1 rRNA gene is annotated in these 337 nt (G+C 52.5%); it reads right to left on the reverse strand.

The window, feature by feature from the left end:
* Positions 1-337, reverse strand: a 16S ribosomal RNA gene (locus tag F0U44_RS24350); the annotation flags it as partial.

Raw genomic sequence — 337 nt, forward strand, 5'->3', positions numbered from 1 at the left:
CCGACGATATGCTCCGCAAACGTGTCAGTATCACCGCGGATGCGGTGCACCGACAGCGCGGCGCACAAATGCAACTACGAGCTTTTTAACCGCAACAATTTTAGTATACGCTATTGGAGCTGGAATTACCGCGGCTGCTGGCACCAGACTTGCCCTCCAATTGTTCCTCGTTAAAATATTTAAAGTGTACTCATTCCGATTACGAGGCCTCGTAAGAGTCCCGTATCGTTATTTTTCGTCACTACCTCCCCGTGCCGGGAGTGGGTAATTTGCGCGCCTGCTGCCTTCCTTGGATGTGGTAGCCGTTTCTCAGGCTCCCTCTCCGGAATCGAACCCT

The organism is Nocardioides humilatus, from assembly GCF_008373755.1.
Lineage (GTDB): Bacteria > Actinomycetota > Actinomycetes > Propionibacteriales > Nocardioidaceae > Nocardioides > Nocardioides humilatus.